This window comes from Paractinoplanes maris (assembly GCF_023544465.1).
Classification (GTDB): domain Bacteria; phylum Actinomycetota; class Actinomycetes; order Mycobacteriales; family Micromonosporaceae; genus Actinoplanes; species Actinoplanes maris.
The window spans coordinates 241,738-263,637 of record NZ_JALPVL010000015.1 but is presented as its reverse complement, the minus strand read 5'-3'; the positions used below and the strand labels follow the sequence as shown (position 1 = coordinate 263,637).

Annotated in this window: 22 protein-coding genes; 9 read left to right on the top strand and 13 right to left on the bottom strand. The window is 71.8% G+C overall.

The features are described from left to right. Window positions 1–18: 18 nt before the first annotated feature. From NAG42_RS37815 to NAG42_RS37785, 7 genes are all read right to left on the bottom strand, one after another. Window positions 19–474 carry a MerR family transcriptional regulator gene (locus NAG42_RS37815; RefSeq protein WP_250037150.1) on the bottom strand — a complete coding sequence of 152 codons (456 nt, stop codon included), beginning with the start codon at window positions 472–474 and terminating at the stop codon, window positions 19–21. Beyond that, window positions 471–806, bottom strand: coding sequence for a hypothetical protein (locus tag NAG42_RS37810; RefSeq protein WP_250037149.1), 336 nt, complete (start codon window positions 804–806; stop codon window positions 471–473). The genes NAG42_RS37815 and NAG42_RS37810 overlap by 4 nt, the downstream gene beginning before the upstream one ends. A gap of 99 nt (window positions 807–905) precedes the next feature. Then, entirely contained in the window at window positions 906–1,472 is a 567-nt protein-coding gene (locus NAG42_RS37805) for a GNAT family N-acetyltransferase (protein ID WP_250037148.1), read from the bottom strand. 144 nt (window positions 1,473–1,616) lie between these two features. Continuing rightward, window positions 1,617–2,720, bottom strand: coding sequence for a PLP-dependent aminotransferase family protein (locus tag NAG42_RS37800; protein WP_250037147.1), 1,104 nt, complete (start codon window positions 2,718–2,720; stop codon window positions 1,617–1,619). Further along, entirely contained in the window at window positions 2,710–3,363 is a 654-nt protein-coding gene (locus NAG42_RS37795) for a sugar transferase (protein ID WP_250037146.1), read from the bottom strand. The genes NAG42_RS37800 and NAG42_RS37795 overlap by 11 nt, the downstream gene beginning before the upstream one ends. Further along, entirely contained in the window at window positions 3,360–4,616 is a 1,257-nt protein-coding gene (locus NAG42_RS37790) for a nucleotide sugar dehydrogenase (RefSeq protein ID WP_250037145.1), read from the bottom strand. The genes NAG42_RS37795 and NAG42_RS37790 overlap by 4 nt, the downstream gene beginning before the upstream one ends. Before the next feature lie 9 nt (window positions 4,617–4,625). Continuing rightward, complete coding sequence (locus NAG42_RS37785; RefSeq protein WP_250037144.1) at window positions 4,626–6,512, bottom strand: nucleoside-diphosphate sugar epimerase/dehydratase; 1,887 nt, start codon at window positions 6,510–6,512, stop codon at window positions 4,626–4,628. 338 nt (window positions 6,513–6,850) lie between these two features. Here NAG42_RS37785 and NAG42_RS37780 point away from each other — a divergent pair, with 338 nt between their 5' ends. Next, the gene (locus tag NAG42_RS37780; RefSeq protein WP_250037143.1) at window positions 6,851–7,921 is read left to right on the top strand and encodes a glycosyltransferase; all 1,071 of its coding nucleotides are present in this window, start codon (window positions 6,851–6,853) and stop codon (window positions 7,919–7,921) included. Here the strand turns inward: NAG42_RS37780 and NAG42_RS37775 are convergent. Beyond that, on the bottom strand, window positions 7,894–8,451 hold the full coding sequence (locus NAG42_RS37775) for a VanZ family protein (RefSeq protein WP_250037142.1): 558 nt from the start codon (window positions 8,449–8,451) through the stop codon (window positions 7,894–7,896). The genes NAG42_RS37780 and NAG42_RS37775 overlap by 28 nt on opposite strands. Before the next feature lie 14 nt (window positions 8,452–8,465). Continuing rightward, the gene (locus NAG42_RS37770) at window positions 8,466–9,071 is read right to left on the bottom strand and encodes a response regulator transcription factor (protein WP_250037141.1); all 606 of its coding nucleotides are present in this window, start codon (window positions 9,069–9,071) and stop codon (window positions 8,466–8,468) included. A gap of 347 nt (window positions 9,072–9,418) precedes the next feature. Between NAG42_RS37770 and NAG42_RS37765 the strand changes: the two genes are divergently transcribed. The 6 genes from NAG42_RS37765 to NAG42_RS37740 all read left to right on the top strand — a co-directional run bounded on the left by NAG42_RS37765 (window position 9,419) and on the right by NAG42_RS37740 (window position 15,453). Then, window positions 9,419–9,928 (top strand): SigE family RNA polymerase sigma factor, encoded by a 510-nt coding sequence (locus NAG42_RS37765; protein WP_250037140.1) that lies wholly within the window; start codon window positions 9,419–9,421, stop codon window positions 9,926–9,928. After that, window positions 9,925–11,316 (top strand): hypothetical protein, encoded by a 1,392-nt coding sequence (locus NAG42_RS37760; protein ID WP_250037139.1) that lies wholly within the window; start codon window positions 9,925–9,927, stop codon window positions 11,314–11,316. Before NAG42_RS37765 ends, NAG42_RS37760 begins: the two co-directional genes overlap by 4 nt. 80 nt (window positions 11,317–11,396) lie before the next feature. Continuing rightward, window positions 11,397–12,356: a nucleoside hydrolase gene (locus NAG42_RS37755; protein WP_250037138.1), complete on the top strand. Its 960-nt coding sequence runs from the start codon at window positions 11,397–11,399 to the stop codon at window positions 12,354–12,356. Window positions 12,357–12,367: 11 nt separating this feature from the next. Beyond that, entirely contained in the window at window positions 12,368–13,660 is a 1,293-nt protein-coding gene (locus NAG42_RS37750; protein ID WP_250037137.1) for a sugar ABC transporter substrate-binding protein, read from the top strand. Then, window positions 13,657–14,547 (top strand): carbohydrate ABC transporter permease, encoded by an 891-nt coding sequence (locus tag NAG42_RS37745; protein ID WP_250037136.1) that lies wholly within the window; start codon window positions 13,657–13,659, stop codon window positions 14,545–14,547. The genes NAG42_RS37750 and NAG42_RS37745 overlap by 4 nt, the downstream gene beginning before the upstream one ends. After that, entirely contained in the window at window positions 14,548–15,453 is a 906-nt protein-coding gene (locus tag NAG42_RS37740; RefSeq protein WP_250037135.1) for a carbohydrate ABC transporter permease, read from the top strand. It abuts the gene before it with no gap. On the opposite strand, the gene NAG42_RS37735 is transcribed toward NAG42_RS37740, so the two are convergent. The 4 genes from NAG42_RS37735 to NAG42_RS37720 are packed head-to-tail and all read right to left on the bottom strand — an operon-like array spanning window position 15,446 to window position 20,364. Continuing rightward, the gene (locus NAG42_RS37735; RefSeq protein WP_250037134.1) at window positions 15,446–16,258 is read right to left on the bottom strand and encodes an inositol monophosphatase family protein; all 813 of its coding nucleotides are present in this window, start codon (window positions 16,256–16,258) and stop codon (window positions 15,446–15,448) included. The two genes, NAG42_RS37740 and NAG42_RS37735, sit on opposite strands and share 8 nt — an antisense overlap. Further along, on the bottom strand, window positions 16,251–17,567 hold the full coding sequence (locus NAG42_RS37730) for a hypothetical protein (RefSeq protein ID WP_250037133.1): 1,317 nt from the start codon (window positions 17,565–17,567) through the stop codon (window positions 16,251–16,253). Before NAG42_RS37730 ends, NAG42_RS37735 begins: the two co-directional genes overlap by 8 nt. A 27-nt stretch (window positions 17,568–17,594) precedes the next feature. After that, window positions 17,595–19,037, bottom strand: a complete 1,443-nt coding sequence (locus tag NAG42_RS37725) for a mannitol dehydrogenase family protein (protein WP_250037132.1) — start codon at window positions 19,035–19,037, stop codon at window positions 17,595–17,597. 22 nt (window positions 19,038–19,059) lie between these two features. Next, window positions 19,060–20,364, bottom strand: a complete 1,305-nt coding sequence (locus tag NAG42_RS37720; protein ID WP_250037131.1) for a sigma-70 family RNA polymerase sigma factor — start codon at window positions 20,362–20,364, stop codon at window positions 19,060–19,062. Between the two features lie 150 nt (window positions 20,365–20,514). Between NAG42_RS37720 and NAG42_RS37715 the strand changes: the two genes are divergently transcribed. After that, window positions 20,515–21,096 (top strand): GAF domain-containing protein, encoded by a 582-nt coding sequence (locus NAG42_RS37715; protein ID WP_250037130.1) that lies wholly within the window; start codon window positions 20,515–20,517, stop codon window positions 21,094–21,096. Further along, window positions 21,096–21,809 carry a GAF and ANTAR domain-containing protein gene (locus NAG42_RS37710; RefSeq protein ID WP_250037129.1) on the top strand — a complete coding sequence of 238 codons (714 nt, stop codon included), beginning with the start codon at window positions 21,096–21,098 and terminating at the stop codon, window positions 21,807–21,809. The genes NAG42_RS37715 and NAG42_RS37710 overlap by 1 nt, the downstream gene beginning before the upstream one ends. The last annotated feature ends 91 nt before the right edge of the window (window positions 21,810–21,900 follow it).

Here is a 21,900-nt window from a genome sequence, read left to right as displayed (position 1 = left end):
GACAGACGACGCCGGCGTTCAGCGACCGGTGGCATCGGACGCCCCTGCGGCGGGCGGGGTGGAAGCGATGGTGGCGAACGGGATGGGGCAGCACGGCTCTCCGGCGCAGGCGACCAAGTCGTCGCAACCCGCTGCGACCGCGGCGCGCAGGGTCGAGGCGATCACCTCCAGATCGGCGATCCTGGTTTCGACCTCGGCGAGTTTGACCCGGGCTCGGTCGCGAAGGCCGGAGTCCGGGCCGCTGTGCCGGTGGCCGCCGGCGGCGAGCAGGTCAGCGACTTCGTCGAGAGTGAAGCCCAACCGCTGCGCCGCCTTGATCACCCTCAGCACGGTGACGGTCTCGGCCGGATAAAGCCGATGCCCGCCGAGGCTGCGGTCCGGTTCGGCCAGCAGGCCCCGGCGCTCGTAGTAGCGCAGAGTTTGCCGGTTGACTCCGGCCGCGTCGGCGACCTGGCTGGTGCGCAACCCGGTCACGACCGGATCCCGGCCGCGGCCCGGGCGGCAAGGGCGTCGAGGACCTCGACCTGCGTGGCCGGCACCGCGACGTCCAGCCGCAGCGTTCCGTCACCTGGATGGAAGGTGAAGACAAGGAACGAGCAGCAACTGCTTTCCCTTCCGGTCAGGTCCCGGGTGGTGGCCTCGGCGGCCGGATCAAGATCCCAGCTCAGCGTCGTGGCCGACCGTCGTTGCTGACCGCGCAGCGCGGTTGCGAACAGGTCGTCGAACTCGGCCGACCGCAGCGGCCGCTCGGCAGTAGGCAACGTGCAGGCCTCGGGTACCCACGCCGGATCATCAGTGGTGGTCATGTCTCGACGGTAAGCCTGTACCCGGGTACCGGATGCAAGTCATGCACCTGTGGGGGCCCCGCGAATTGCGACGTGCGGGTCGGGCTCGACTGGTGACGCTCAGGCGGCCCGGGATTCGTACTCGTCTCGCAGCAGCCCCATCAGGAGCTCGTCGTGGAAGGTGGAGCGGTGGAAACCGGCGGCCCGGCGGCGGCCCTCCAGGCGGAAGCCGGCCTTCTCGTAGACATGGACGGCCCGTGGGTTGAACGACCAGACCTGGAGCTCGACCTTGTTGACGGCCAGCTCGTCGAACGCGTAGCGCACGGCCAGCTCGACCGCGTCGGTGCCGTAGCCGTGGCCGGTGTGCGGGGAGCCGATGACGATGGCCAGGGTGGCGATCCGGGTGCGCGGTTTGATGCCCCACAGCGTGAGGTGGCCGACCAGCTCGCCGTCGTGGGTCTCGATGCTGAAGCCGGCGCCGCTCTCGTCCTTGTTGACACTCCAGTTGCGGAACATGTCGGGGAGGCCGGCCTCGGGGACGGGCATCACGCTGTGCTGCTGAAGAACCATGGTGGCGGGCTCGTTCCACCACTGCACCAGGTGGGGCAGGTCGGCGTCGCGCAGCGCACGCAGCCGCACCAGCCGGCCCTGGAGAAGTGATTCCGCATAGCCGTCCAGATCAGACATCGAGAGCTCCCTCCGTGCGCCCGCTCCGATCTTCACACAGCGAGCCCAGGGCCGCTCGGAGCGGCCCGGCCGGCGTCACCCGGCCGCGGCGCGACAAGCTTCGACCCGCGTCACCCGGCCCAACGCGACAAGCTTCGACCCGCGTCACCCGGCCCAACGCGACGAGCTTCGGCCCGCGTCACCCGGCGCGGTGCCAACGGCGTCGGCCGGGTCCCAGAGGGTGCCTCGGTGCGTCAGCAGGATCTCGGCTGTCCGGTGCACCTCGGCCGGGCCGCAGCGGTGGTCGACGGGCACGGTCAGGATGCGCGCGGCCAGGTCGGCGGCCTCGTCGTCGCCGCTGAAGAAGCCGTCGCGGTCCTGCCGCCAGTGCACGGGGGCGAAGATGCCGGCGCTCGCCAGGTGGGTCAGCAGCGTGTCCCGCGCGGTCTCGCCGGCAGCCAGCAGCTGCACGCGGAACGGGACGGCGCCCTTCGGGGCCGGCGCTCCGAGCAGGGCTTGGAGGGCCCGGGCGTTGCGGATGTTGGCCGACCGCAGTCCCGCGATGTCGAGCAGGGGCAGCACGGCGGCGGTGAACGGGCTCGCGGGCGCGGCGCTGCCGAGCAAGGCTTGCTCTCCGCGCTGCTGCAGGGCGCGGAACGTGTCCTTGGGGACGGGACGGCCGTCGAGCCAGGCGGCCTTGAGCAGCATCGCGGTCAGCTTGAGGTGGGCGCCCTCGGCGGAGGCACCGACCGGGGAGGGCAGGTCGAGGCCGCGCGGCGACCAGAGGACGGCGCCGTCGGGGACGGGCAGGGTCTTGCGGAGCGAGGCCACGGCGTACGGGGCTGTGCTGGTCCTGGCCCACGGGCTGAACGGGTCGTGGGAGTGGTCCTCGAGCACGGTCACGCCGGGGTGGGCGCCGATCCAGTCGCGCCAGCCCGCGCCGTCCTCGCGGCCGAACAGGTTCTGGGCCAGCACGACGTCGCCCGGGGTGGCGTGCAACGTCTCCCAGCGGGGGCCGCGGTCGTCCGGGAGGTGGCGATACCAGGCCAGCGGCATGTCCTTGCTCAGCGCCTCGGCCACGCCCATGCAGAAGAACGACGGGACGTGCAGCCGGCCGGGCCGGGCCAGCCGTTGCACCAGCGCACTCATGGCCCCGCACGCGGTCGCGAAGAGCTCGCCGGCCGGGAGGTGGCCGTCCCGATCGCCGTCGAGCAGGACGGCCGGGTTCCAGTGGAATTCCGAGCCGATCTCGCGGCGGTCAGGCCGCACGTCGCACGTCCTCGGCCACCGGTGCCGGCTGCGCCCGCGCGATGTTCAGCGTGTCGACGTGCACCGGCGGCTCGCCCCGCCGGAGGTCGGCGAAGGTCCGCCCGATGATGCGCAGGTCGAGGACGGGCGACCAGTTGTCGACGTACCAGCGGTCGAGGACGAAGCGCTGCGGCCAGTCGATGTCGTCGCGGCCGTTGACCTGGGCCCAGCCGGTGATGCCGGGCTTCACCTCGAGCCGCCGGGCGTCGATCGGCGAGTAGTTCGCGACCTGCGGCAGCACGTCGGGGCGGGGGCCGACCAGCAGCATGTGGCCGGCCAGCACGTTCCCCAGCTGCGGCAGCTCGTCGAGCGACGTCCGCCGCAGGAACCGGCCGCACGCGGTGATCCGCGGGTCGTTCTCGACCAGCCCGTACGGGTCGTCGATGCCGAGTTCGGCACTCTTCGCCACCGAGTTGTGCACCATCGAGCGGAACTTCAGCATGCGGAACGGCTTGCCCCGCAGCCCGGCCCGCTCCTGCACGAAGAGCACACCGGGCCCGTCGGCGAGGCGGATCCAGAGCGCCACGCCCAGGATCACCGGCGACAGCAGGATCAGGGCGACCGCGGCGGCCAGTTGATTGATCAGACCCCAGAGAGTTCTCACATCGTCTCCACGTTCGCTCCGGTCAGACGGTGACGGGTGTCCAGCACGTACGAGGCATGGGAGGTGACCAGGTCGAGGTCGAAGACGTCGTGATCGGCCAGCAGCACCACCGCGTCGGCCGCGGCGATCTCCTCGGCGCTCAGCGAGACCCGCACCACCCGCTGGTCGACCTGCGCGTCCTCGACCACGTGCGGGTCGGCCGCGCGCACGTCGGCTCCCATGTCGAGCAGCAGCGACGCGACCCGGCGGGCCGGTGACTCGCGGGCGTCGCCGCTGTTCTTCTTGTAGGCCAGGCCCAGCAGCAGGACCGTCGAGCCGTTGACCGGTTTACGACGGTCGTTCAGCCCGGACACGAGCCGCCGGATGACGTAGTCGGGCATGTGGTTGTTGATGTCGTTGGCCAGCTCGACGAAGCGGAAGCTCTGCCCGAGCGTGCGCTGCACCCGCCACGACAGGTAGGACGGGTCGATCGGCAGGCAGTGCCCGCCCACCCCGGGCCCGGGCACGAAGCGCAGGTAGCCGAACGGCTTGGTCGACGCGGCGTCGATCGCCTCCCAGACGTCGATGTCCAGGTCGTGCGCGAACACCGCCAATTCGTTGACCAGCGCGATGTTCACGTGCCGGAACGTGTTCTCCAGCAGCTTGGCCAGCTCGGCCGTCTTGCAGTCGCCGACCGGCACGGTCTGGGCCACCACCGAGCTGTAGAACGCGTCGATACGTTCCAGCGAAGCCGGATTGATGCCCGAGACCACCTTGGGCGTCGTCTCCAGCGTCCACTCGCGGTTGCCCGGGTCGATGCGCTCGGGGCTGTAACCGAGGTAGAAGTCGTCGCCCGCGATGAGCCCGGAGCCTTCCTCGAGCAGCGGCGCGACCAGGTCGGTCGTCGTGCCGGGATAGGTCGTCGACTCGAGCGCCACGGTCGCGCCCGGCCGCAGGTATCGGGCCAGCGTGCGAGCCGACTCCTCGATGTACTTGAGGTCGGGCGTGCCCTCGCGCAGCGGCGTCGGCACCGCGATGACCGCGATGTCGAAGCCGGCGCACGAGCGCGGGTCGGCCGACGGCTGGAAGGTCCCCTGATCGAGCAGCTCCCGCAACTCGGCCGAGGAGATGTCGTCCACGTAGGACTCGCCAGCGGCCAGCCGCTTGATCCGCTCGTCGTCGACATCGAAGCCGACCACGCTGTGCCCCACCCGGGCGGCCCGGACGGCGAGCGGCAGCCCGACATAACCCTGACCGACGACTACCACACGCATGACGACCCCTTAGCTGGCTTTCAGGAACTGACGGGCGACGGACAACGCCGGGCTCTCGGCGAGCCAGCGCATGACAGCGGTCAGCTCGGGCCGCGACGCCGTCGGGATGAGCAGGGAGAGCGCGGCCCCGTCGAGCGGCGGCACCGGCACCTGCGAGATCAGCGGGTGGTTGGGGCGCAGGTCGGGCTCGTTCGCGCCGAACAGGCTCTCGTGCATTTTTTCGCCGGGTCGCAGCCCGGTGTAGACGATCGGGATGGGCCGCTCGGCGGCGTCGGCCAGCCGACGGGCGACATCGGCGATGCGCACCGGCTCGCCCATGTCGAGCACCAGCACCTCGCCCGCGCTGTCGAGCGCACCGGCCTGCACGACCAGCCGTACGGCTTCCTGGACGGTCATGAAGTAGCGCGAGACCTCGGGGTGGGTCACGGTGATCGGGCCGCCCGACTCGACCTGGGCGGCGAACGCGGTGAGCACCGAGCCGCGGCTGCCGAGCACGTTGCCGAACCGGACGCTGCAGAACGTGCCGTCGCCGGCCTGGTCGGCCGCGGCGGTGAGCCGTTCGGTGATGCGCTTGGAGTAGCCGAGCACGCTGCCCGGGTCGGCCGCCTTGTCGGTCGAGATGTTGACCAGCCGCTCGACGCCGTGCCGGAGCGCGGTCTGCAGGATCTGGTAGGTCCCGAGGATGTTGGTCTTGAGCGCCTCGGACGGGTGCATCTCGAGCAGCGGCAGGTGCTTGAGCGCGGCGGCGTGGAACACCACCTGCGGCCGGTGCTCGGCGAAGACCTCGTCGAGGCGTTGCTGGTCGCGGATGTCGGCCACGACCAGGTTGCGGTCGTCGAGCAGGCCACGGCCGTCCATCGAGAGCTGGACGGCGTGCAGGCCCGACTCGTCGCGGTCGAGCATCACCAGGGCGGCCGGCGAGAACCGCATCACCTGGCGGCACAGCTCCGAGCCGATCGAGCCGCCGGCCCCGGTCACCAGCACCCGGCGGCCGGCGAGGTAGCCGGCGATCGCCGCCAGGTCGATACCGATCTCGCGCCGGCCGAGCAGGTCGGCGTGGGTGACCGGGCGGATGTCGCCGACGCTGACCGTGCGGCCGAACAGCTCGACCACCGGCGGGACGACCTTGACCTCGACGCCGGCCGGGCCGGCCAGCTCGGTCAGCTCGCGCACCAGCTCGGCACCGGCGCTGGGGATGGCGATGAGCACGACGTCGGCCTCGAACCGGCTGACCACCTGGGCCAGCGCGTGCCGGGTGCCGGCCACCGGCACGCCCATGATCTGCAGGGTGCGCTTGGCCGGGTCGTCGTCGAGCAGCGCGACCGGGACGTAGGGGCTGGCCGGGTCGCGCAGCATGGCCCGGACGACCTGGGTGGCCCCCTCACCGGCACCCATCACGACGACGCGGCCGCCCTCGGCCGGTGAGGGCCGAAGCCGCTGGTCGCGGGTCAGCCGTACGGAATAACGCGCACCCGCGGCGAGAACGAGCGCGATCAGGCCGGCCGCGATGATGGCCGACCGGGGCACGAGCCGGCCGAGCAGCGTGTCGAGGACGAACAGGACCGGTGTGGTGACCGCCACGGTCTTGGCCAGCGCCAGGATCTCCTCGAAGCAGCCGTACGCCCATCGCCCGGTGTAGAGGCCGAAGCGCAGCCCGACGGCAGTCTGGACGACGGCCCCGACCGCGGCGAGGGCGAGCACCCCGGTGAGGTGGACCTCGGCGAGATCACCGTCGTGGCGCAGCACCGTGGCGATCAGCAGGGCGGCGGCCAGGGCGAGCGCGTCGACGCCGGCCCGGGCGGAACGGCCGAAGAGGATCGTCCGGATCAGTGGGGTGCCCGGCCATCGGATCCCCGCGTCGGTGTCCTCGGGGGGCGCCGCACTCCGCAGCTGCATGCTTTCCTCCTTGAGCGCACCCGGGTACTTTCTTCAGCAGGCAAGGAATGGGCGTCAGGAAATTGCCGAATATGATCCGAAGCGCTTTCATCACCCTGCGGCATCGAGAGTGCCAGGAGCCTTCAGGCGAATACAGTGCCTATTGTCATGCCGCTTGTGAGAACTTCTCACGTTAGTGCCACACCGCACCTGACCAGCCCACATCCCTCGTCAGAGACGTGAATATCTCTCAGATTCAACATGACATTTGCAACTGTCCGGCAATGGCCGGATCTGCGAGCGTCCCATTCAGAGCAGGCAATCGGATTACCGACAATGACACGGTGAAAGTGGGAAGAATGGCACGGGTGCTGCATGTGATCAGCGCCCGGGCCGGCGACGGAACCGAGCACCAGCTGCGTCTCCTGATCCGCCACCTGCCGCAGGAGAGCGAGGTGGTCACGCTGTCGCCGCCCGGGCCGGTCCTCGACGCGCTGCGGGCCGGCGGCACGACCGTGCACCAACTGATCAGCAATCGCGATGTGGACCCGGGGGCGATCCGCCGGTTGCGCCGGCTCGCCCGTCGCGGTGGATTCGACGTGGTCCACACCCACCTGTTCCGGGCGAGCGCGCAGGGCCGGCCGGCGGCCTGGCTGGCCGGGGTCGCGCGGGTCGTCGCCACCGAGTATCACGTCGACGACAGCCGCCACTCCGCCCTGTTCTATCGGGCCGGCGAGCGCCTGGGCCAGGTCACCATCGCGGTGTCGGCGGCCATCGCCGACCGCCTGCGCCGGTGGGGCGTGCCCGACGAGCGCCTGGCCGTCGTACCCAAGGGACTCGACCTCACCGAGTTCCGCTTCGACCCCACCGTGCGAGCCGCGGCCCGGGCCCGGTTGCAGATCGCGCCGGGCACTCCGGTGATCGGCGGGATCGGCCGGCTCGAACCCGGCAAGCGGTTCGACACGCTGATCCGGGCGGTCGGCGAGGTGCCCGGCGCGATCCTGCTGCTCGTCGGCACCGGCTCGTCCCGGCACGCCCTGGAACGGCTCGCGGCCATCGAGGGGGTGACCGACCGGGTGCTGTTCGCCGGTCCGGTGCGGCACGCCCGCGAGATGCTGTGCGCGATGGACGTCTTTGTGTCACCGGGCCGCGAGACCTCCGGGCTGGCCGTCCTCGAGGCGATCGCCGCCGGGCTGCCCGCGCTCTATGCCACCTGCGCGCCGCTGGACGGGATGGACGTCGACGGTGCGCGGCGCCTGACCGCCCACGATCCCGAGTCGCTGCCGCGCGGGTTGCGAGCCGAAGTGCTCTGCCTGGCCGAGCGGTCCGGCGGCCGGCTGGCCGCGAGGTCGGCCGGCGACCGGTACGACGCCGGGCGGGTCGCCGCCGAGGTCGGCGAGCTCTACGAACGGACCGCCGGCTCGGCCTGACGAGGCTCCGCGGCCCGGCGGACGGCGGGAATCGTGAGCAGCCGCTGGAAGGCGAGCCAGCCCAGCCAGGCCCCGAGCGTGTTCGCGATGAGATCGTTGGTGTCGGGCCACCGGCTGCCGTGCAGCAGGAGCATCATCAGCTGCGTGGTCTCGATGACCAGGCTGAGCAGGAAACCGGTCAGCACGACCCGCTTGCGGTCGCGCACCCCGAAGACGACGTGCAGCGCGGCCGCCAGGGGCAGCGTCATGCCGACGTTGAGCACGAAGTCGCTGGGCTGCATGGTCACGAACGGGATCAGCAGAATGCGGAAGAGCTCGGGCTCACCGGCGCCGGCACCCCAGCTCAGTCTCATCGGCAACATCGTCGCGCCGAGGACGGCCACCGCATACCACCCCGCGAGCGACAGGGCGACGAACCGGCCCCGGGCCCACTCCCCACGGCGGCGCAGGACCACCGCCGCCGCGATCATCAGACCCACCCCGAGCGGAATCATGACCGGCAGCGCGGGGACCTCGAGACCGGTTGGCACCGGACCAAGACTACCTACCGCAGCCACCCGTCCTTGCGGGCGATCCGGATCGCGTCGAGGCGGTTGCGGGCGCCGGTCTTCGAGATGATCGCCGAGAGGTAGTTGCGGACCGTGCCGCCGGAGAGGAACAGCCGCTTGGCGATCTCCTTCACCGGCTCGCCCTCGGCCGCCAGGCCCAGCACCTCGAGCTCGCGCGTGCTCAGACCCTTGTCGGCCAGCAGCGAGGCGGTCTGCAGCCGCGCCGACACCACGCGCTCGCCGCCCGCGAGCCGGCGGACCGAGTCGGCCAGCAACGCCGCCGAGGCGTCCACCGGCAGGAAGCTGAGCGGGCCGGACCGATGTCGCGGCGGCAGCATGCCCCTCTTGGTGGGATCACAGAGCAGCAGCAGCGCGCACGACGGGTTCGTCGAACGCACGGCATTGGCGACCGGCAGCACCTGGCTCACCATGTATTGCGTGTCTATCACGATCACGCCGGGCCACATCTCGGCCGCCACCTGGGGCAGGTCGAGCCCGAAGGGCAGCGTGCCGATGAAATGCAGGTCGGGGCTGGGCTCGAGCAGGGCCCGGACCGGGACACCGAAATATCCTTCGTCTCTGGCCACCGCGACTCGGATCATCACACCACCTCACCGATGGACGCCAGCACCCGTGCCCGGATCGTGGATCCGGCAGGCACCCCGGAAAGCTTTTTCCTGTGTACTCCTGCGTGTCTATTCGGCGCATCCATGCCATCGGATGGGTCGTCGTCGCGAAGAACTTCGATCCAGCCAGGTCACGACTCGTCTGTGCCACCGGACAGCTCGCCGGTGGCACCTCCCCACCGTAACGTCTTCGTCACATACCGGATACCGCCCTGTCCGATCAAACGACCCAAGTACACCGGTTCTCCTGAGCAGCCGGCCGCTCGGCGGAGCAATCCACAAAGGACTCAACCTTTTCCGGCCCGGGAGGCGTTGAGCGCAGCATGTCGACACATTCACCGGCGGAGGACTCCTTCCGCGCCTTCGTCGAGCAGCAGTGGGGGCCGCTCGTGCGGGTGGCCTATCTGCTGACCGGCGACCGCGGCCACGCCGAGGATCTGGTTCAGGCGGCACTGGAGAAGACCCACCGCAAATGGGGACGGGTCTCCCAGATGGAGGCGCCGGTCGCCTACGTGCGCAAGGCGATGGTGAACACCGCCACCTCGTGGCGCCGGCGTCGCCGGGTCAGCGAGGTGCCGCTTCTGGTCACCGACTCCCCCGCGGCCGACGCGTACGGGTCGATCGAGCAGCGGCAGCAGGTGGTCGCGGCGTTGCGCCGGCTGCCGCCGCGGATGCGCGCGGTGCTCGTGCTGCGCTACTTCGCCGACCTGGGCGAGGCGGAGGTGGCCGATCTGATGGGGTGCTCGGTCGGCACCGTCAAGAGCCAGGCCTCGCGGGGGCTCGACCGGCTTCGCGCGCACCTCAATCCCGTACCGGAAAGGACCCGGGCATGACCATGGACACCGAGTCAGTGCTGAAGAACGTGCTCGCGGCCGAGGCCGAGATGCTGGACGTCGGTGGCGACGCGTGGGCGGGTTTCGAGCGCCGCGAACGCCATCACCGGAACAAGCGGCGCGCGGGTGTCGCCGGAGTGGCCGTGCTGGTGGCCGCGGCGGCCGGCGTGCAGGCGGGCTTCGTGCCGCTGCCCGGCTGGGCGCCCGGCATCCAGGTCGCCGGCTTCACCACGGTGCTGGGCGACGGGCCGGTCCGCGGGTCGCTGGCCGGTGACAAAGCCCTGCTCGACGGCGTACGGCAGAGCATGCAGGACGTTCAGGACCCGGGCGAGACCTGGCGCATCGCCGACCGCAAGGCGATCAAGTTCGTGTACGCGGCCGACGTCGGCTCCGAGCGGCTCGTGCTCGCGCTGGTGCCGTTGCGGTTCGGCTTCCTGGAGGACAAGGCCCTGATCTGGTACGCCGGTGAGGCGGGCGCCCCGGCCGCGAAGCTCACCGAAAGCGGGCGGGTCGACGGCGGCGACGCCGTGGTGACCTACGGCGGGACGACCTCCGACAAGCCGGGCACCCTGGTAGTGGTCGGTCCCCCCGGGTCCACCGTCTCGGTGAGCCAGGGCTTCCGCTACACGCCCGAGGGCACCGTCGAGCACGGCCCGGCCCGGCCGCAGCCGGCCGGCACCGGGCTGGCCGAGATGATCCTGCCCCCGTCGCCGATCCCGCCCGAGGTCAAGGCCACCGTCACGCTGGGCGCGGACGTCATCTACGAGGGCGGCGCGGGCGGCGGGTGGGCGAGCAACTCCGACGTCGCCCCGCAGGACGTCAGCGAGGCGACCGTCGCGGCGGCCCTCGGCGACCGGACGTTCGACCGGGCCACGTTGCGGGCCTGGGTCTCCGGCGCCATCCGCGACGCCCGGGTCACCGCGGCCGGCACGGCGGTCACCGTCCGCTGGACCGGAACGGTGAACGGGCAGCCGGCGGCGCTGTTCACGATCCAGCCCAGGGGCGGCGGGGTGCTCGCTTACGCGCTCCACGGTTCGGCCGACTCGTACCGCCAGGACCTGCGGCTGCTGCTGCCCGTGAAGGGTGCGGCGGAGCGGCCGATCGCCTGGCGGCTGCGCGCCGACGGTAACGACAACCGCACCGACCAGGTGGTGGTGACCGCGCCGGCCGGGGCGGACAAGGTGACCCTGCGGATCGGGGCGGCGGCGGCCGTGCCGCTCACGCTGGACGAGACCGGGGCGGCCACCGTGCCGGTCCCGCCGAGCGCCGAGGCGCACGTCACGGCGTACGGGAAGAACGGGTCGACATCGGAGACGCCGGTGCCGCTGTTCGAGTCGGACTCGGGCGGCCTGCCCGGCGACACCCCGAAGACGCGGGTCGTCGGCTAACTCCACGTGACCAGGATTGCCGGGCGGCCGACGCCCGGCAATCCGGTGTTTCCCGCGTCCGGGATCGGGAAGGCCGGGCGATGGTGCACCGACTCATCCTGGACACCGATGTCGCCATGGGCGCGCCCGGCTCGGACATCGACGACGGCTTCGCCATGGCGCTCACGGTCGACGTGACCGATCAGCAGTTGGAGCTGGTCACCACGGTGAACGGCAACATCGACGTCGACACCTCCACCGCCCTGGCCCTGCACCTGCTCGACCGCCTGGGCCGGCCGGACATACCCGTCGTCCGTGGAGCCGCCCGACCGCTGCGCCGGCCGCTGCACGACCACCCGGCCCGCGATCGGGTGGCCGACGTCCGCGAGCATCTGACCCCGCTCAAGCCGGCTCCGGGGCGCGCGGCCACCGCCATCGTCGACCTCGTCTGCGCCAACCCGGGCGAGATCACCATCGTGGCGATCGGCCCGCTGACCAATGTGGCCCTAGCGCTGGCGCTGGAGCCCGACGTGGCGACCGCGGTCAAAGAGATCATCATCATGGGCGGCGCGTTCCTGCGGACCACGAGCATGCTGGCCATGCCGGGCGAGTTCAACATCTGGATCGACCCCGAGGCCGCGGCCATCGTGCTCAACAGCGGGGCACCGCTGCGGTTCCTCGGGCTCGACGTGACCCTGCAGGTCGAGCTGAACCGGGCCGACGCCGACCGGCTCACGGCCACCGGCCGGCCGTTCGCCTCGTACGCCGGTCAGTGCGCCCACGCCTGGATCGACTACCTGCGCGAGGCCTATCCGGGCCGCGAGTTCTGCACCGCTCCCATGCACGACCCGCTGGCCGTGGCCGTGGTGAGCAAGCCGGGCCTGGTGACCTGGCGGCCGGCCCGGGTGGAGGTCGAGATCTGCAGCGACATCACCCGCGGGGTGACCGTGGCCGACCTCCTGACCTCGCGCAACCCGCCCGAGCCGAACTGCATGGTGGCCACCGAGGTGGACAGCGTGGCGTTCATCGAATTCTTCCTCAACCACGTCTACTCACTCTGAAGGGCTCACGAATGCATCAGAATCGGACGTTCGCGCTGACTGCCGCGGCGATACTCTCCCTCGCCGCGGCCGGCTGTGGCGACGGTGGTGACGACTCCGGCCAGGACGCCGGCGGGAACACCACGCTGACCTTCGTCAACGCGCAGGACCCGGGGACCTTCGACAAGGTCATCGCCGCCTTCGAGAAGGCCAACCCGACAATCAAGATCAAGCAGCAGGCCGTGCCGTTCGACGACCTCAACTCGACGGTCCAGTCCCGGCTGGGCGCCAAGGACGCCGACATCGACCTGTACGACGTGGACGAGCCGCGCCTGGCCGCATTCGCCTCGCGCGGCTTCCTGGAGCCGCTCGACGACCTGCGCGGCCAGGCCGAGGGCAAGATCGACCCCAACGCCCTCAAGATCACCTCGTACGACGGCAAGCAGTACGCCATGCCGCGCTGGACCTCCACCCAGCTGCTCTACTTCAACAAGGACCTGCTGGCCAAGGCCAAGGTCGCGGCGCCCAGCAGCGACCCGGCCCAGCCCATCACGTGGGAGCAGGTGACCGCGGACGGCAAGAAGGCCCAGGACGCCGGAGCCAAGTACGGGCTGATCTTCGACCAGGTCGACCGCTACTACCAGCTGCAGCCGCTGGCCGAGTCGCTCGGCGGCGGCCCCGGCCTCAGCGGAGCCGACCTGCTCCAGCCGGATGTGACCAACGCGGGCTGGACCCGGGCCTTCACCTGGTATCACGACATCTTCCAGAGCGGGGTGGCGCCGCGGGGCATCAACCCGGAGCAGACGCCCGGGTTGTTCGCCACCGGCGGCACCGCGTTCTTCGCCGGCGGGCCGTGGAACGCCGCCGCGTTCGACAAGGAGAAGAGCGTCGACTACGGCGTCGCGCCGTTCCCCCGGTTCGCCCCGGGCAAGCCGGCCACCTCGACCGACTCCTGGTCGACCGGGATCAGCCCGTTCTCCGACAGCAAGGACGCGGCCAAGAAGTTCCTCAGCTACATGACCATCGACGCGGCCGGTGCCACCGCGACCACCAGCAACAACATCCCGGTCCAGAAGGAAGCCTTCCAGACCTACCTCAAGAACCTCGGGGCCAAGGGCGAGCGGTACCAGCAGATCGCCGACATCATCGAGCAGTCGCTGGGCGCCACCGCGGTGTCCCGGCCGATCACCACCGGGTTCGTCGACTTCGAGTCGGTGATGAACAAGGCGTTCGCCGACATCCGCAACGGCACCGACGCGACCACGCGGCTGACCCAGGCTGGTCAGGAACTGGATCGCGACCTGGCCAAGTACCGCACCAAATGAGCACCGTGCCCACCAGGACCAGCCGGCGGCTGGGTGACCTGCCGATCGCGCTGACCTTTCTGCTGCCGGCCCTGCTGGCAGCCGTGCTGCTGCGTTTGTGGCCCACGGCCAAGGCGGTGTGGGACAGCCTGCGCAGCACGGCCCTGGGCGTCGAGCCGACGCACTGGGTGGGCGTCGAGCAGTACCGCACGCTGCTCGACGACCCGGCGTTCCTCAACTCGCTGAAGATCACCCTGCTGTTCGGGATCATCGTCAACCCGCTGCAGATCGCGGTGGCGCTCGCGCTGGCCGTCCTGTTCAACGAGCGGATCCGCGGCGCCGGCCTCATGCGGACCCTGGTGTTCCTGCCCGTCGCCATCCCGCAGAGCGTGTCGGCTGTCATCTGGGCCGTCGCGTTCCGGCCGGACGGGCCGCTCAACGGGGTGCTGGCCCGGCTGGGCATCGCGCCGCAGGGCTTCCTGACCTCGCCCGGACAGGCACTGGCCTCGATCATCGTGGTCGTCTCGTGGATCGGGGTCGGCTACTGGATGATGTTCCTGATCGCCGGTCTCAAGGAGATCGACCCCACCCTGTACGAGGCGGCGTCGCTCGACGGCGCCGGCCGGTGGGCCCGGTTCCGCGGCATCACCCTCCCCCAGCTGCGCCGGCAGCTCGCTTTCGTGCTGGTGGCCGACACCATCTCGAATCTGCTGGTCTTCGCCCCGGTGCAGATCCTGACCGGCGGGGGGCCGAACGGCCGGACCGATCTGATCATGAACAACGTCTTCGAACGCGCCTACGTCCGGGCGGACGCGGGCGCCGCGGCGGCCGGAACCGTGATCGTCGCGGTCATCGCCCTGGCCATCGTGCTCGTCCAGTTCCGGTTGCTGTCGAAAGGAAGTGACTGAGTGTCCACCCAGACGCAACGACGGCCGCCGACCGGCAGCAACCCCGGAGCAGTGCCGGCCCCGGCCGGACCGGGCCGCCCGAGGCAACGGCCCCGGCTGGGCATGGTCGTGCTGGGTTCGGTCATCGCGGTGCTGTTCGTCCTGCCCCTGTGGTGGGCGGCGGTCAGCGCGCTGCGGCCGCAACGCGAGACGTTCGCGACGCTCTCGCCGGTGTCGCTCTGGACGCTGCTGCCGCGCGGGCTCACGATCGGCAACTTCGACCGGTTGTTCGACGCGGAGTTCGGCCGGGCGCTGCTCAACTCGACCGTTGTCACCGTGGCCACGCTGGTGATCGGGCTGGCCATCTGCGCGACCGCGGCGTTCGCCCTGGCCGTGCTCCACTTCCCCGGGCGCGGCGTCGTCTTCGCGGTGATGGTGGTGTCGTTCCTGATCCCGTTCGACGCGATCGCCATCCCGCTCATGTCGATCTTTCGCGACGCGCACCTGGAGAACACGTACCTGGCCCTGGTGCTGCCGGGCGTCGGCAACGGTTTCGCGGTCTTCCTGCTGCGCGGCTTCTTCCTCGGCGTGCCGGTCGACCTGGCCGAGGCCGCGCGGGTCGAGGGTCTGGGGTGGTGGGGCGTGTTCTGGCGGATCTATCTGCCGCTGTCGCGGCCCGCGCTGATCGGGGCCGGCCTGATCCTGTTCGTCTTCCAGTGGCAGGCGTACCTGTGGCCGCTGCTGATCGCGCCCGATCCCGAGATGACGGTCGCGCCCGTGGCCATCGCCCAGTTCGCGGGCCAGCAGGGGGTCGACTTCGGCGCGATCTTCGCCGGGGCTGTGCTGACCGCGCTCGTACCGCTGCTGATCCTGCTGTTCTTCCAGCGGTACTTCACGCAGTCCGTGTCGTCGTCGGGGCTCAAGTAGTGGTGCGATAGGCGGCCGACAGCAGGTCGCGCAGCGGCTCGAAGAGTTCTTCGGGAGCGGCCAGGATGTCCCCGCTGCGCGGCCAGGTGCCGTCCGACCGGCCGTCCAGGTCGCCCACCACTCCCCCGGCCTCCCGCACCAGCAGGACGCCGGCCGCGAAGTCCCAGGGTTGCAGGCCGGGCAACCAGGCCGCGTCCGCGCGGCCCCCGGCCACCCGGGCCAGCGCGGCCGCCGCACTGCCGCCACGCCGCAGGTCCCGCACCCGCGGCGTCAGGACGGCGACCATGTCGGCCGCCCGCGGGCGCTGGTCGGGACGCCCCAGGTTCACCTCGACCAGTGCCCGGGAGAGGTCCTGCTCCCTCCGGACACCGGCCGGTGCCTGATCGGTGCGCGTGCCGCCACCGTCGCACGCCTCGGTGATCCGGTGCAGCACCGGCTCGGCCACCACACCGGCGAGCAACCGGCGGCCCGAGGTCGCACAGGCGGCGACGCTGACCGACCAGTCCTCCCGGTCGTACAGATAGCTGGTGGTGCCGTCGATCGGATCGACGAGCCAGTGCACCCCCGACCGGCCCGGAGCGGTGCCGGACTCCTCGCCGAGCACGCCGTCGTCCGGGCGGCATTCCGCCAGCACGGCCCGGATCGCCTCCTCGGCGTCCCGGTCGGCCTGGCTCACCAGGTCGGCCGGGCCGGCCTTCTCCTCGACGCGCAGGCGGCTCGCCCGCGACCGCCAGTCAAGGGCGACCTGGGCGCCGGCCAGCGCGGCCCGGCGGGCGACGCCGAGCAGCTCCTCGAGGTCAGCCACGAACCTGCTCCGCCCCGGTCAGGGCGGCCCAGGTCTCCCGGCCCAGCACGGCCCGGACCAGCGGGGACAGGGCATCGCCGACCCGCGAGCGCAGGCGGTCGCCGAGGGCGCCCATGGTGCTCAACGAGCCGCTGACGCACCGCAGACAGGCGCTCATCACCACCACCCAGGGCAGAACCGCGGCCACCGGCTCGAACCCGAGGATGACAGCCAGGACAGCGGCGCCGGCCGCCGCGATCGGCACCCGGTGGCGCGCGACGGCAACGGTGGCCAGCGTCGCGAGCCCGCCCGTCAACGCCACGACGCTGCCCTCCATCATGGACACCGGTCCGCTCAGCAGGCGCCCGGTGAGGGCGGCGCCCGCCCCGGCGACGACCGCGGCCAGGTTCCACGGGGCGGTGAGCGCGGTCCGGCCGCGCAGGGCGCGCCACCCGGTGACCGAGCCGTCGGCCGGGCCGTCGAAGTGCCGCGGGTCCACCCGCCCGGGGACCCAGCGCACCAGGGCCAGCAGGTGCTCGCGAGCCTGCCCGGCTTCACAGGACCAGGTCAGGCGGCCGTCCCGCAGCCGCCCGTGCGCCGTCGACTCGATCGCCCACCGGCTCGTCACGAACGCCACCCCGTACGCCCACAGCGTCACGCCGGCCGCCACCCCGACCGCGGGCGCCCGCGGCAGGTCGATCACCAGCGCCAGCCCGGTCAGACCCCGGACGACGTACCCGGCACCCACGATGATCCACAACAGCACGATGGCCGGCCGGACCGGCGCCGGCACCTGGCCCGAACGCCCCGTGCCGGCCGCGCGCAGCGCCTCGTACGCCACGGCCACCCCGAAGACGCCGAGCACCATCCACCCGATGAACGGACCCAGGCCCAGCCCCGGCAGCAGCACCGGCAGGGCCGCGGCCACCAGCAGCCGGAGCCCCGCGACGGCGGCACTGGCGGCGATGTTGGGCCGGGCCCGCTCCAACGGCCCGGGCAGGCGCCCGCGCGCGGCCTCAGCCGGATGACGCTGGTCGGCGGCGAACCCCCGGATGTCGTTCCACTGATAGCGGGCCGGATAGATCAGCAACTCCAGCGCGGCCAGGACGACGGCGGCGCGAAGCACCGTCGTCAGGTCCACCCCGCCGGTCGCCAGGGCGGCCAGCCCGAAGGTGAGGGGCATCAGCAGCGCCTTGAAGAGGTCCTTGGGGCGCGGCACGAGCAGGTAGCCGAGCAGGGTCCGGCGCCGGACGGGCGCCGGATCGGCGGGCGCGACGAGGCGGACCGGCGCGGAGTCCATGGTGGACCCCAGAATCGATGCGGTGGTCATGGCGTCGCCTTCCCACCGGCCGGCCGGTCAAACGGCCGGTTCCGACAGCAGCATCGTGGCCAGGTAGTCGCAGACGGTGGCGGCCGGTCCGTACATCTCAAGGTCGTGCAGGGCGCACCCGATCGCCGCGACGAGCTCCGGGTCGTCGCCCAGCGCGCCGAACAGACCGCTGCGGGCCAGCAGCGGACGGGGATCGGTGCCGCCGGCGCGGGCCAGCGCCCGCAGCTCGTCGGCCAGGCGGTCACGCACCTCGAGCGGCGAGCCGTTGAGGTCGTACCCGCGCAGATAACAGAACCAGGCAGCCACGGCGAGGGCCAGCAGCGGCGTGGACCGGCCCTGCCGGCGAGCCTCGGCCAGCGTGGGCAGCAGGTAGGCGGGCATCTTGGTCGAACCCCGCCCGCACAGCCGGGCCAGCTGATCGCTGATCGCGGGGTTGGCGAAGCGGCGCAGCACGGTTGTCTGGTAGCCGGCCAGATCGACGCCGGGCACGGCCGGCAACAGCGGCGCGATCTCCTCGCTGAACAGCACGGCGAGGTAGTCGGCGACGACCGGATTGGCCATGGCCTCGCTGCTGGTGCGGTAGTCGCCGGTCAGGCAGCCGAGGTAACCCAAGGCGCTGTGGCCGGCGTTGAGCAGCCGGGTCTTCATCAACTTGTACGGGGTCACATCCGGCACGAACTGCACGCCGACCCGCTCCAGGGGCGGACGCCCGTACGGGAAGTCGTCCTCGACCACCCACTGCCGGAACGGCTCGGTGACCACCGGGGCCCGGTCGGCCACGCCGAACCGGGCGGCCACCAGCTCCCGGGCGGCGTCGTCGCTGCCCGGAGTGATCCGGTCGACCATCGAGGCCGGGAACGAGACGTGCGCGTCGATCCAGCGGGCCAGGCGCCGGTCACGGGCCGCGGCCAGCTCGAGCACCATGGCGCGGGCGGCAGCACCGTTGTCGTCGACGTTGTCGCACGAGAGCACGGTGAATCCGGCCAGCCCGGCCTGCCGCCGCCGGCTCAACGCCTCGACCAGATACCACGCCGCGCTCGCCGGCCCGGCCGGCCGGCGGTAACCGTCACCGGTGATCGTGAGGGTGATCAGCCGGACTCGCCGGTCGGCCAGCGTGCGCAGCACCGCCTCGGGATCGTCCGGGGCATACCGGTAGCCGACCATGGACCCGACGACCCGTCCGGTGTCGCCGCGACCGTCCCGCTCGACCACGGTGAACAGGCCGTCCTGGGGGCCGAGGGCGTCTCGCATGGTGGTCGAGCGCAGCCCGACGCCGATCTCACCCCAGTCGCTGTTGCCCAGCCGGGCCAGGTCGTCCAGGTACACCGCCTGATGTGCGCGGTGGAACCCGCCTACTCCGAGGTGCACCACGGCGGGCGTGAGCGCGGCCCGGTCGTAGACGGGCACGGCCAGCCGGTGCTGGAGGGACGGGAGGGTGCGATCGGCGAGGGGGAGACAGTGGACGGGCACGGCGATTCCCTTCGGCTTCCGCTCACGCCGGCTTCCGCGCACGGCGACGCGACCCGGTGGTGACCGGGCCGGCTGCCGAGTGGGGTTCTGCCTCGCGTTCGGGCCCGGCGGCCCGATGTGCGGTGGCGGCGCATGCCCACCGCCCGTCCGGCGAAACAACCGATTCGGTGGGGGGCCGGACGTCGGGCCGCAACAGCACACCCAGGCCCGAGACGGCGGCGATCCGCCGGACGAACGGTTGCAGATTCACCGCGGTGACCTCGACCCGGCGCCCGCGGCCCGCCTCGTACACGGCGAGCAGGGCCGCCACCCCGGCCGCGGCCAGCAAGGGAACCCCGCCCAGGTCGATCGCCAGCCGGGAGCCCGCCGGCGCCCGCCGCACCAGGCGGAGCAGCACCTCGCGCAGGCGGGGACCGTTGTCCTGGTCCACCTCGCCGACCAGGATCACCCGCAGGCCGGCCGGCTCGCGCCGGACGGTGACGACCGGGTTCGTCTCGGCCGTGTCCGTGCTCTCCGCGGGCCAGGCCGGCGTCTCCTCGGTCAGCATGCCGGCTCGCAACCAGGCCAAGGTGCGGTTGAGCAGCCGGGACACGTGCATCTGCGAGATGCCGAGGTCGCCGGCGATCTCGAGCTGGGTGCGGTTGCCATAGAAGCGTTCCAGCAGGATGCGGCGCTCCCGGGCCGGTAACTGGTCGAGCAGCCGGCGCAGGGTCACCTGCTCGGGCACCAGGTCCAAGGTGTGATCGCTTCCGCCGAGCAGGTCGCCGAGCTCACCGCCGCCCTCACCGACCGGCAGGCTGAGGGACACGGGCCGGTAGCCCTCGCGGGACCGGCGGGCCTCCTCGACGTCGTCCTCGCTGACGCCGCAGCGCACGGCGAGCTCGGCCCGGGTGGGTGGCCGGCGCAGTTCGGCCGTGAGCTCGTCGCCGGCCCGGGTGATCACCCGGGAGAGGTCCTGCAGGCGGCGCGGCACCTGCAAGCCCCAGCTGTGATCGCGGAAGTACCGCTTCAGCTCGCCGATGATGGTGCTGACCGCGTACGCGGTGAACGAGCCGTTATCCGGGTCGTACCGGTCGACCGCCTTGATCAGCCCGAGGCGGGCCACCTGCTCGAGGTCGTCGGCCGGCTCACGGCCGTGGCGGTAGCGGCCCGCCAGCCGCCCGGCGAACGGGAGCAGACGGCGGATCGTCTCGTCGCGCAGGCGCGCGGCCTGAGCCGGCGACAGACCCGCACGGTCGAGAACATACTGCTCGGCGAGGTGGTCGAGGTCGTCGTAGATGTCGACCGGCCGCGACGGCATGGTGTGGCCAATGTGGTCCTGGGGCATGCGTCATCTCCATGACAACAGCTCCGCGGACACAGGGCGGATCGGTCAGATGCCCGCAAGTGTAACCACGACCGCGGCGTCCCGGCCCGTTTCGGGACGCGAATGGGGGGGACTCGCCATCTGGATCACGACATCGACGAAGGAGCCGCCGTGCCGGTCGATCAACAAGCTTTGGCGGCGACACTGCAGAACCTGCTGAGGAACGTCGACCTGCCGCCCGGCACCGAGGGCCAGTCGCTGATCGAACACCTCGATCGGGTGGTGCAGGCCGCCCAGAACGTGCTCGGCGTCGACGGCGCCGGCCTGATGCTGCTCGACGAGCGAAATCTTCTGCGGGTGGTGGGCGTCACCGATGACGCCGGGGCCGCCCTCGAACGGGGCCAGCAGCACCTCGACCTGGGCCCGGCCATCGACTGTGTGCGCTCGGACGCCGTCATGGTGGTGCCCGACCTCGCCGAGTCGGCCGCCTACGCCGCCCTCTGGCGGTGGCTCGAGGCGAGCCGGACCGACGGCGAACCGCCGGTGCGGGCGGTTCTCTCGGTTCCCGTCCGTGTCGCCGGCAGCGTGGCCGGCACTCTGAACGCCTTGGGGGCGCGACCGCACAGCTGGACCGCCGAGCAGATCACGGCGGTGGAGGCCTACGCCGGCATCCTCGGCGTGATGCTCCGGCTCGGCTCCGGCGTGCCTGGTGCCGCCACACCGCCCGTGCAGTCACCCGGAGGTACCGCCTGATGGCCGCCATCGACCCGCAGTCGCTGGCCAGCAGCCTGCGCCGGCTGCAGACGACCCAGCACACCGACATCAGCACCGCGGTGGAGGAGGCGGTGCGGGCCTGTGCGGCGCTGTTCCAGGTCAGCGGGGCCGGCCTGATGATCGCTGACGAGATGAGCAACCTGCACTACATCGCGGCCAGCGACGGCGCCGGCCGCATCCTGGAACACGTGCAGAGCGAGACCGGGACGGGCCCCTGCGTCGAGGCGTTCGTCCGCAACGACGTCGTCGCGGCCGATGACCTGGGCGACGACCCGCGGTGGCCGGCCATCACGCCCACGCTGACGCGGCACGGGATTCGCGCCGTCCTGGGCTGTCCGCTCCGGCTCGGTGGCGTGCCGGTCGGCACGCTGGACGTCTACCTCGGCGAACCGCATCGATGGGAGGAGGCGGAGCGGGCCGCGCTGGCGTCCTACAGCGACGTCATCGAATCGGCCCTGAGCACCGCCATGACCGCCCACCAGGCCGGCGTGCTGGCCGGTCAGCTGCAGTACGCACTCGACTACCGGGTGGTCATCGAACGCGCCGTCGGCTACCTGATGGCCTCGCACGGCGTCGACGCGGTCACCGCCTTCGACGTGCTGCGCCGCGCCTCCCGTGACCAGCGGCGCAAGGTGGCCGAGGTCGCGCGGGAGCTGCTCGACACCGGGGCGATCGAGGTCCGCCGGCGCTGACCGCTCAAGCCAGTTCGGCCTGCGCAGGCGCGTTCGGCCCGCGCAGGCGCGATCGACCCGCTCAGGCGCGATCGACCCGCTCAGGCGCGAT